This is a genomic window from Rhizobium sp. CB3171 (assembly GCF_029714265.1).
In the GTDB taxonomy this organism is placed as follows: Bacteria; Pseudomonadota; Alphaproteobacteria; order Rhizobiales; family Rhizobiaceae; genus Rhizobium.
The window spans coordinates 476725-487927 of record NZ_CP121654.1 but is presented as its reverse complement, the minus strand read 5'-3'; the positions used below and the strand labels follow the sequence as shown (position 1 = coordinate 487927).

The following is an 11203-nucleotide window of genomic DNA, read 5'->3' as shown; positions in this document are numbered from 1 at the left end:
TGTGGCTGAGCCGATCGGCCGGCTTATCGCTGTCGGTGAGTTGATATTTTGCTTCACGCGGTCAAGCGCAAACAAGGCCGCTATCGTTTGACAAACGTCTATGGGAAGGAGACACCGCCAGCATTTTCAGAGTCCGCAAAGAAGCATTACCCAGTCATGGAAGCCCCCGAACCACGGTGACATTATCAACTACGTGGACCCGATCGCACCGGCTGCGCGCCGCCGCCACCGTTGCCGAACACGCAGTCAATTCTGGTCGTCGAGGGAATGGTGAAAAGCTACGGATGCGCTGGGGCTGAAGAGGGGCCACAGCTTCCCAATTCAGTCGACCATGCGCAAGGCCAATTTGTCGGGGTAAGTTCCGTGTCTTCTCGGCAGCGACCTTGACGACCGTGGCCGGCCTTGCCACTACAGTCGGCTTTTCGGCAGGAACATAACCGGCGCCGATCGCGACGTTCAGAGAGATATAGTCGAGCGCGCTCTGCTGAACGGCCTCGGCGAGGCTTTCCTGCGCGTTCGAAACCGAACGCTGCGCATCGAGAACGTCGAGCAGCGAGGAGGCGCCGTCCTTGTAGCTTGCCGTCGAGAGTTCGAGGGCTTCCTGATAGGACTTCACCTGCGCCCGCAGCGCGGCAACCGTCTGAGCATCGCGGCTGACGGCCGACAGGGCGTTTTCGACCTGTTCGACACCAGACAGCACGGTCTGCTTCCAGACGATATACTGTTCGCGGCTGGTGGATTCGGCGTTCTTGACGTTGGCGCGCAACGCGCCGCCATCGAAGATCGGCAGCGACAGGCTTGGGCCGAACGACCACGTCGTCAGGCTGCCGCTGATGGACTTCGTGTGGATGTAGGACGGCGAAATCGAACCGCCGAGCGTGATGGTCGGAAAGAGCTGGGCTTCCGCTACGCCGATCTGAGCGGTCGCAGCGGCAAGGTTACGCTCGGCGACACGGATGTCGGGCCGGTTGCGGATGAGGTCAGCCGGGACGCCCGTATCGACGCGGCCGCGGAATACCGGCTGGCTGCCGCCACCGTGCAATTGGGCGATAATGGTCTGCGACGGCACGTTGAGCAGGGTCGCGATATGATGCACCGCCTGGCGGTAGCTGATTTCGAGGCCCGGAATTTCAGACAAGGTCGAGTTGACGAGACCTTCGGCCTGGACGACGTCGAGGCGGGAAACGGCGCCGGCATCGAGCTGGAACTTGGTGAGTTCAAGCGTTTCGCGGCGAGATTTCAGGTTGTCCCGTGCGATCGAGACACGGGCCTGATAGTAGCGGACATTGACGTAGCTGTTCGCCAGGTCCTGCAGATAGGTCAGGCGAGCCACGTCGACGTTGGAATAGGCCGCATCCAGCGATGCGTTGGCGCTTTCCTTGGCGCGGCGGTATTGGCCCCAGAGGTCAAGCAGCCACGAAGCCGTGACGTCGCCGCTGGTGGTGTTTCGCGTTTCCCTCTTGTTGCGCTGGCTGCCCTTTTCGCCGCTGGTCGTATGACCGCCTGAAACGAGGAGGCTCGGCATTCCGCCGGCTGCGGCCGAGACGACCTGCGCCTGCGCCTGGTTGATGCGTTCCAGCGCCTGCTGGATATTGAGGTTTTCTGCAAGTCCCTGCTCAACCAAGCCGTTCAGCTTCTTGTCGCCGAAGGTGGTCCACCATTGTGAACTCGAGACGTCGCCGTTGATCTTCGTACCGCCCTCCGAGAACTTGGCCGCGAGCGGCATTTCCGGTGGCTTATGATCGGGGCCGCTGACGCAACCTGCCAGAAGAAGCAGCAGGGCGGGGGCGGCAGTACGAATGGATACCATCACATTACCTACAATTGAATTACATGATCACTGTCTTAGGGAAACGTGACACCACGTGTGTCGGCGCTTCGATGATCTCTTCCGCCTTTAGTCATCCTGATGAACTGTAGGCCGTTGAGGTTCAGACTAAAATTGGAGGGGGTCGGTTGTAACAGGACATCGACGAGCGGAGCTGCTCGACGGACAAGGCAACGATCGACACGCCGGCGTCCATGAGAGCCTCGCGCTACGCGGACGCCAGAAAGCACATGACTCTTCCTCAACTTGCAAATCTCTCGCAAGTACTCACCTCTGGGCGAGGATGCGATCGTCGAGCGATAACTGCCGCACCGAATTTCACCTCATCCGCATATGCATGCGACGCCCATTCTTCGGCCTCATCCTTCTTCTGCGCTTGATAATGGCACGCGACTGATTGGAAAGATTGATTGTTCAGATCCCACTCATCTGCGCCATGGATCACAGCGCGGGTTCCCGTGGCGTTGCAATCATGTTTGGAATTCGCGCATGGGAATTCGACGTCCGAGGACGAGCCAATGTTGATCCTCACGTGGATGCATGTTGATTTTGCCAAAGGCCCCAAGTCGCGCCACCAGTACTTGAGAAATCTTCCAGATGGATTGCGTAGAATGCAAACGGCGAGGCGGAAGCCGTAACTGGGATGGTTGCGGATGAAATGGCGCGGCTCATAGATCTTCCTCCGTCTACGCGAGTTTCCGGATGAGCCAAGCATTATTCGTGCCAAAGCAGAAATCTTCCGGCGCGAACGCAAGACTGAGAGTAGGCGCGCAAAGGATATGGACATAAAAAGTCGAGCGAAACGCCTCGCTCGGGGTCGGGCATGCGACACGCGATCGATTAGGGATGAAAACCCCAATCGAAAACACTCCCGCACTTCACCCGCGGCCGTATATCAGCTGCACGTGCGCTCAAACGTCTTTCCCAACTGAGGGGTCCAATGCTGTCTGTTTCGACAGCGTGTTTTTAAAAATCCGGCCTCACGACCTACATCCCATCGCCAAGCAAGTTGAATGACGAAATGCCAACAACGCAGTCGGTAATGGCACTTAGCCTTGTCCGACATCAGACAATGCTGGAATGCCGTCATCCAGCTAGATTCGACCTGTTTTGTTAAAATCAAAGGAATTTTTCGTCCGGCACGCATATTGCTTCCGATCCTCTGCTGACGGGTACAACCAAAGATAATCACGCGGAAATATCTAGATGCCAGTAGAAGACACTATGTCGCCAGTCCATTCTGACGCACGGCGTTCCAGCTCTGGGAAGACGCTTCTCCACCAAGCAACATCGGGGATGCCCAATGACTCGTACTAGAATGGAATCGTATATTCGTGCATTTGCCCTAAGCTTGGCTGCGTTGCTGTGTCTGACAACCTCGGAAGCGGCGGTCGGGGCTCCGCCAGGCCAATCCGAGATCAGCGACTTCTTGCTGAACAATGGCTTGGAAGTGGTCGTCATACCTGACCACCGGGCGCCGATCGTCACGCAGATCGTCCTTTACAAGGTCGGAAGTGCAGATGAGCCACCCGGAAAATCCGGCATCGCTCATTTCTTGGAGCATCTGATGTTCAAGGGTACGAAAAAGCACCCGGCCGGCACATTCGATACAAAGGTGGCGGAGATCGGCGGTGAGGAGAACGCCTTCACTTGGTCGGACTACACCGCCTATTTTCAAACTGTCACGCCAGCGGCGCTTGGGACGATGATGGAATTCGAGGCTGACCGGATGCGCAATCTCGTACTCAGCGATGCGGTGATTTCGCCCGAGCGCGATGTCATACTCGAGGAGCGGCGCTCCCGCGTCGAAACCGATCCCGAGGAACTTCTCGAGGAGGAGATGCAAGCGACCCTCTATCAGAACCATCCCTACGGGCGCCCGGTGATCGGCTGGATGCACGAGATGGAAGGGCTCAATCGCGCAGACGCAGTAGGGTTCTACGATCGCTACTATGCGCCAAATAACGCGGTATTGGTCGTGGCAGGCGACGTGAGCGCTGCGACTGTGCGCAAGCTGGCGGAGGAAACATACGGGGCTATACCGCGCGGCTCGGACCTTCCTTCGCGCATTAGGCCGCAAGAACCGGAGCAGAACACCAAGCGGACAGTCGTGCTCACCGACTCTCGGGTGACTGTGCCGAGCTTCGAAGAGTCCTGGGTGGTGCCGTCCTACAGAACGGCCAAGCCGGGCGAAGCGGAGGCCCTTGATCTTCTGTCAGAAATTCTCGGCAGAGGAATGCGCAGCCGGGTCTATCAGGAACTCGTGGTGAAACAAGGAACAGCCTCCTCAGCCGGCGCCCACTTCCAGGGAACCTCGGTCGATCCATCCACTTTCACAATTTACGGCTCGTCGCGGGGCGAGGCAAAAATCGAGGCGGTGAAAGACGCGATGGACGCCGAAGTTCGGAAAATCATACGGGCCGGAGTTACGGATTTGGAGCTCGACAAGGCCAAAGATCGCCTGGTGCGCTCGATGATCTTCGCACGCGACAATCCCGCGAAGATGGCCATTGTCTACGGGGCTGCGGTCGCCACCGGCGGTACTGTGGAGGATGTGCAGGACTGGCGGGAGAGAATTCGTGCGGTAACGACGGCGCAGGTGCAGGCAGTTGCCGAGAAATATCTTAACCCGGATCAATCGGTGGCGGCATATCTGCTGCCGCGGGAAAACACCTCTTCAGGAGATTGAAAAGTCGATGGTGATGTTCAACGGACTGCCGCTCGGGGTGGCCAAACCGCTACTGGTCGCTCTTGTCTTGCTGGGCTTTGCGGCTGCGCCCGCGTGCGCGACGATCGCCATCCAGGAAGTCAGGACAGCGAGTGGGATCAAAGCGTGGCTGGTGGAAGATTATTCAGTTCCGATTGTCACCATTCGTTTCGCGTTCCGAGAAAGTGGCAGCACCCAAGATCCTCCTGGCAAGGAAGGCCTCGTCAACCTTATGACCGGATTGTTCGACGAAGGGGCCGGCGACCTTGACAGCAATACATTTCAGGAACGACTGGACGATGCTGGCGCTAAGATGCGCTTCAGCGCCAGCCGCGATACAATCTACGGCTCCATGCGTGCGCTTGCCGACAGGAAGGATAGTGCGTTCGATCTTCTTCGACTGGCCATCGAAGAGCCGCGCTTCGATCAATCGCCCGTCGATCGCATCCGTGCTCAGATCATCTCCGGCATCCTGGCGGAATCCAAGGATCCACAAAAGGCTGCGCAGGTCGCATGGGCGAAGGCGATCTACGGCGATCATCCATATTCCAACCCGGAAGAGGGCACCGAGCAATCTTTGACCGCTATCACGATCTCAGATCTGAAGGCTTTTCATAAGCGGCTTTTCACCCGCGGCAACCTCGTCATCGCGGTGGCGGGAGCCATCGATGCCGACGCCCTCAAGCGCGATCTGGATCAGATATTTGGCGAGTTGCCGGCCGAACCGCACCTAACGCCAGTTATCGAAACCGCACCAAAGCTGGGGCAGGAAATTCGGATCGCCTTTGGCTTGCCTCAGGTCCAGCTACGCCTAGCCTACCCGGGGATCAGCCGCGAGGATCCACAGTTTTTCGCAGCCTATCTTATGAACCAGACCTTGGGGGGTGGGGCCTTCACGTCCAGGCTCTGGAACGAAATGCGCGAGAAGCGAGGGTTCGCCTATGGCATCGGATCTACCCTCGTGACAGATGCCCATTCCGCGACGCTCGCAATCTATACCAGGGTCCGCCCAGATCGGGCCGCAGAGACGCTTTCCCTCATTCAAGCCGAGGTGAGCCAGATGGTAAAGGACGGCGTCAGCGAAAGAGAACTCGAAACTGCAAAGAAAAATACGATCGGCAGTTTTGCGATCAGCAACCTCAACTCATCCAGGGCTATTGCCGGCACTTTGGTCGAGATCCAGTTGGAAGATCTCGGGATAGACTATATCGAGCGGCGGGAACAGCTGATCCAGGCAGTAACCATTGACGACGTCCGCTCCGCCGCGAGGCGGCTTCTCTCCGCCGACCCTGCCGTTATGATCGTCGGACCGCCGCTCGAAGGGCGCAAAAGATGATGGTCTATGGAGAAAGATCGAGATAGATGCTGCCGGGTGCGCATCCGGCAGCAGAGCCACTTCATTGATTGGCGAAGGTCATCTTATGGTCGAACTATCGGGAACAACCAATCGTGTTCCCATTGATGACGGCAATATTTGGACTGTTGAAGAAGACAAGATTAGCGATACCGGCCGCGGCCACCCTTGAGGCTGCGTTGTTGTTGCCATTTGAGATTGCGCCTCTTGCAATGCTCCAGTGACCGGCTGGGTTGTTGTCGAAATCGATCTGCCAGGGAAACATGCGGGGTTGATCGACGGTGAAGGCACCGACCGCTATACCCGCATTCCCGACGAGAGAGTGGTGACCTGGTGCCGGCGGTGGGGCGATGTTGCCTAGATCGATTTTGATAATGCACTGGAAGGTAGGCAGTGCGGCTCTTGCGGCCGCGTCATCTGCATAATGGAAGAAAGACAAGTTTGGAGTAGCGCCACTCACTCCAAAATTCTTTTCGTCCCAGATCACATGACGGAGAGGATTGGCCACCACTCCGCGGTAGACGGAATAGGCGCTGGCGGGACTTTCTACAGCCAAGGCTGCCAGCATTGCAAATATGATTGAGATGACGCCACGGCGTTGCTTGTTGCTGTTCATAACGGTTCCTTTCACGATAATTGGCAAACGCTTCGCTCTTGATGAAGACGCAGAGCGGCGCGTTCTGCCGGATCGGGTAGGCGTTGGACGAAAGCCCCGCTTTCGCCCTTTGAGGTGTTGTGAGAGACCAATGCTGGTCGCCTCCAGAACTGGATTGGGCCGGGGTCGATGCCGCTGGTGAGGGGAGGGGCTCTCAACCTGTTGCAGTTCGAGGGCTGTGCTCCAGACTGCGTTGCGACCTGCCGGGGTGACGGCGGCTTGCCAGCCGCCGTCGGTCCATGATCAGGAAATTCTGATCAGATTTTCAATGTCGAGGACCGCCGTCCGGGACGTGAGCGAGCCACCATAGGTGACCTCGACGGCGTTGGTCACATCTTGGATGTCCATCACGTCGCCGGTCTCATAATTGCCGAAGACAACCCAGTAATTCGGGTGTGGGGTAAAGACAGCCGTCATGTTGGGAGCCGCCTGGACAGCAAAGGTGCCCGAGCCGGACATGCCGATACCGACGGAAGTTTTGTCGGGTTCGACATTGGACAGCTGGTGGATGGTGAGCGAACCGAGCGCGCCCCCGCCGCTTTGCTTGCCGAAGGTTGTCGCCCTATACTGATCCTTCGTCAGTTGGATCAGGTTCTGGCGATCCGGATCGGCAGGCACGGTCTGCGTAGCCGAAAAATTGATGCCAGGCTGCAGTAGGCCGGTTTCCGACCAGACGAAGCTGTATTCGATGTCCCATGTAAACGCTACGCGACTTCCCGGTGCGGTCGCACGGGCGAACCAGGCGAGCGAAAACACGTCGCCAGGAATCGTGGTCGGCGGGGCTTTCTGGAAGACCGCGAAGCTGCCATGAAGCTGCGAGTTGTTGATGCAGGTCAGGGAATATTTCATTTGCACTTCCTTTCGTTTGAGTATTGCCCGGTACTTAGGGTGTGACCGGCACCACCCGGGGCTAGAACGGTGCCGGTCTATCCCTCGCCGCGAGTGAAGGAAAAGCGGCGAGGAGCTACCCGGCTCGCGACGTGAGGCCGGGAAGGTCGATCGGTTCAGGCGGTTTGGACGATCAGATCGTCCGGGCCACGGTGATTTGTGTGCTGGCCGCAGGATTGCTGCTTTCCGAACCCTTTATGAAACAGATGTTCGTTGCGCGGCCCATGTCCGATTGATCGGAGTTTTGGAACCGGAAGGGCCTGCCAAAAATCAAAAGCAGCCGTCGGCGACAGGTCAGGTTCAAGGCTGAGCGAGCCCAGGCTTTCTGGATCGCCTAAGGATCGGCGCAGGTCCGGCGATCAGGCCGATAAAGCCGTCCGTCGAGGTTCCCGAAGCGAAAGTCACGTGCATGTTTTCCTTCGAGGTTGCCTTTTTCCGGACAAAGGAGACGGTGCCGTTATTCAAGGGCACTGTCACGCTATCGCCCAGCGAAACCTTGGTTTTCTGCGCACCGACGAGCGCCTTGCCACGAAAAGCCAGCAGGGTCAGCCCGCCGCTTCCGCCCCTCCTGTTGAGGATCTGAGGCGGAGGTCTGCGTGCCCGGGCAAGACACGAGGGGCGCGATGATCTGCGTCTGTCTCAAGTGCGAGGCTTTTCAGTTTCGGCGGAAAGACGCTGAACTACCGTGTGCCCGGCGCGCTCGACCTGTTGATGACAGTCAGCCTTAAGTTGATTTCGCTTGCCACAGGTGCGTTGCCCGGCGCGTTAGTGATTGCAGTCGGTTTAGACATTGATCCGCTTCCTTTCAGAAGGTGGTCGGTCGGTTGTCCTTTTGAGTTGAGATGATCCTACTTGGTCCACCGGGGGGTGTCTGTGGGCTGGCGTTCCAAAAACTTGGACCAGCGTCCCGACGTTCGCAGCAAGACGTCAGCTGCTGCCCAGGCCGGTCAGCCAACGTGCGAACGAGGCGCCAGCCGGCGGCAGCAACAATGTGCCCAGCCCTGATCCCTCGCCCAGCCGGGCGGCGGTGCGGGCAGCTCTCGGTGAAAGTCCAAAGGTTCGGCGAAACAGACGGCTGAAATGGGCCTCGTCTGCGAAGCCCATTTCATAGGCGATGTCGGCGATGCGGCGGTCAGCATGGCGCGGATCGCAAAGAATGAGTAGGCAGCGTCTGAGACGGCGGCGGCGGATATAGGTCTCGACACCGCCTTCGGTCCCAAATTGGCGATAGAGTTGGCTGCGGGAAACACCCAGGTCCCGGGTCAACCCGGCCGGACTCAAGTCACGGCGATGCAGGTTTTCCTCGATGTGGCGGCGTAACCGGCGCGAGAGGTTGCCCCTTGCGTCCCTTGGCGTAACCGGAGAACCCGGTCCCAGCGATGATGCGAGCAGATCAGGTACGGAGGCCCCGAGAGCGAGCAACTCGCCGGCGGACAGGCTGCGTGCGGCCCCGCACAACGCTTCCAGGAACTTGCGCAGAATTATACCCATCGCGGCGTCCTTGGTAAGGATCCGGCCGGGGATCGGCTGCACCGGCGCCACTGCCGATGGAAGCAATGTGCGCGGAAGGATCAGGTGCATCGTCTCTGCGGCTTTCATGGCAAAAGCCATTGGCGCCGAGAGATCCAGCACGGCCACGTCGCCCGGACATAGCCTCCGGGCAGCAGGGGGGGCCAGCGTGACAGCGCCACGCAGCAGGCAGGAAATGACAATGTGGTCGATGTCATCACGTGCAAGGCGGGCCGGCGTCCGCCGATATCGCCCGCCGTCGACAACGCTCCGGCAGAGCAGAAACGTGCCGAAGTGATGGACTATGAGACTGGCCTCGAACCCGCCGGATGGCGATGTATCCGGCAGGAAACTGTCGAACAGTACAATGAGAAGAGAACGCCATGCCTCAAAGGGAAAGCGATTACCCGCCGTGGCAAAATGAAAGCTCGGGACTGCACTTTCTCCGCTCGTCGCAGAGGTGAGTTCGTCCGATGTATGCACAGGCCCCTCCCCAAACGGAAGAGGCATAGTTGCAGCTAACAATTTGATTTTGCAAACGTATAAACATATTCAGTTTATACATTTTAGAGATTTCTTTATTAATGGCACGGTGATCTGCAGGACTGTTGCACCGCAGACCGTCGCCGTGAGACGGTGACAAACCGTCATGGGAATACGTCTATACTTCTGCCCCTGCAAACTTTGTTTAAATGCGACGCCTTCCGCAGCATCGACAGCATGCGATACGGCATTGGCATGTCCTTTGTTTCAACAATTATCGAAGAGGGCGTGGGTCTTGCGGACAAGCTGGCAAAATAGAGGACTGAACGCATCGCCGCCGATATGCCCGATAGTGCAACTCTTTTGAGGGCTACTCTTCATGCTGCGCAAACTCAAATCGTACTCGGAATAGCTGCTCCTCTCCTGGGGCGAGGTTGACATTATAGTCCCGCTCGTCAAATGGGATGCGTCTGCCCTCCATGTCACCGTGACCCGTACATGGTTCTAACGCGAGGAAGTCTTGCAGTGGGAGAGACCATACAACCCAGTGACGTGCATCTGGTGCCTCAATCCTAATAGAGGCCTTTTCCCCAACAAGCGACAGCCATTTACTGTTTGCATTCAAAAAACAAAGGGCTTCATTTTGGAAAAGGCTTTCCTTTAAATGAAGGTACCGTCCGTGGAGGGAAATTTTCCGTTGGCTACCTTGAATTAGACCTTCGGAAGATATGCATGGGACCAAAGGGGATTCCAATTTCTCGAATTGCAGCCGCCAGGTATCTTTGCGCGCAGACGATAACGGCCATCTAAATCCTGGATGTATTCCAATGGAATAAGGCAAGAACGAACCATGGGAGGTGTTTTTTACCGAAATATCGACGTTCAGTCGACTATCTACAATTTTATACGTAATTCTGAAAATAAAACGAAACGGATACATTGTTCTCGTGAATTCATCGTCAGATGTTTCTAAAGTCACCTCGCTTTGCGAGATGGAAACCACGTCAAATTCCTGCATGCTGATGAAGCCGTGAACAGGCATCGGATAAGATTGCCCTTTTATTTCGACAAGCGAAGACTCACTCCATCCGCATGAAGGAAACATCAGGGGGCAAGCTTGGTTCCAACCTGGGGGGCGCCGCGACCAGAGGAGGTCGTTTGCACCGACCTGCCACCCAATTAGCTCTGCTCCTTTTCGGTTGACAATTGCCTGTGCAATACCGGAACGAATAGCGACAGCATCATGCATGAATGTTGTTACCTTAAAACCTTCAGAATCGTCAGACGGGCAATCCTTTCCTTCTACAATCGTCGGGCGGCTGAATTAAGAAGAAAGAAGCAGTGACCTTTCATGCGTCCTGCGTGGATTGTCTGTCAGTGGTATTTGAAAGGTGCGGCATCTCAGCCGCATCTGCTCAGCATTTCAGATGCGCGCGCCAACAAATCTACCATTTCGGGTCACTGAAATAGCGGTGAGAGGCATTCGAAGCTTGGCAGGGTAGTCGATTGCGGGTTTGGGTGGAAACGGAATGAGGTGCTGCAAGGAGGTTCTCCGCGAACGAGGAGACAGGGGTCGTCCGTAAGTCGTGTGGTGAGATCATCCTTGTTTGACACCCGTATGAAGTGCCTTGTCCAGCACCGGTATCTTTTCGGAGAGAAATTCAATTTGCTGCCAGTAGGCGGTCAAGCTCCGGCAGATCGGGATAGGTCGCGATAAGCTCATTCATGATGTGTGTTCGGTCGCTTGAAGGAAGAATGATGCCTCCGCACTACGTCAGA

Annotated in this window: 7 protein-coding genes; 2 read left to right on the top strand and 5 right to left on the bottom strand. The window is 57.0% G+C overall.

Going from position 1 to position 11203, the window contains the following annotated elements:
• Positions 1-154: 154 nt before the first annotated feature.
• Positions 155-1810: an efflux transporter outer membrane subunit gene (locus QA648_RS34185; protein WP_283054489.1), complete on the bottom strand. Its 1656-nt coding sequence runs from the start codon at positions 1808-1810 to the stop codon at positions 155-157.
• A gap of 1321 nt (positions 1811-3131) precedes the next feature.
• On the opposite strand from QA648_RS34185, the gene QA648_RS34180 reads away from it, so the two are divergent.
• Together QA648_RS34180 and QA648_RS34175 are read left to right on the top strand one after the other, a co-directional pair.
• On the top strand, positions 3132-4517 hold the full coding sequence (locus QA648_RS34180) for a pitrilysin family protein (protein ID WP_283054487.1): 1386 nt from the start codon (positions 3132-3134) through the stop codon (positions 4515-4517).
• 7 nt (positions 4518-4524) lie between these two features.
• Complete coding sequence (locus QA648_RS34175) at positions 4525-5871, top strand: pitrilysin family protein (protein WP_283054486.1); 1347 nt, start codon at positions 4525-4527, stop codon at positions 5869-5871.
• Between the two features lie 94 nt (positions 5872-5965).
• Here QA648_RS34175 and QA648_RS34170 read toward each other — a convergent pair whose 3' ends face one another.
• From QA648_RS34170 to QA648_RS34155, 4 genes are all read right to left on the bottom strand, one after another.
• On the bottom strand, positions 5966-6505 hold the full coding sequence (locus QA648_RS34170) for a hypothetical protein (RefSeq protein WP_283054485.1): 540 nt from the start codon (positions 6503-6505) through the stop codon (positions 5966-5968).
• 282 nt (positions 6506-6787) lie between these two features.
• A complete protein-coding gene (locus QA648_RS34165; RefSeq protein ID WP_283054484.1) occupies positions 6788-7393 on the bottom strand; it encodes a protein rhiA in 606 nt (201 codons plus the stop codon).
• A 966-nt stretch (positions 7394-8359) separates the two neighbouring features.
• Positions 8360-9424: a helix-turn-helix domain-containing protein gene (locus QA648_RS34160; RefSeq protein ID WP_283054482.1), complete on the bottom strand. Its 1065-nt coding sequence runs from the start codon at positions 9422-9424 to the stop codon at positions 8360-8362.
• 370 nt (positions 9425-9794) lie between these two features.
• A complete protein-coding gene (locus tag QA648_RS34155) occupies positions 9795-10673 on the bottom strand; it encodes a hypothetical protein (protein ID WP_283054481.1) in 879 nt (292 codons plus the stop codon).
• Positions 10674-11203: the final 530 nt, after the last annotated feature.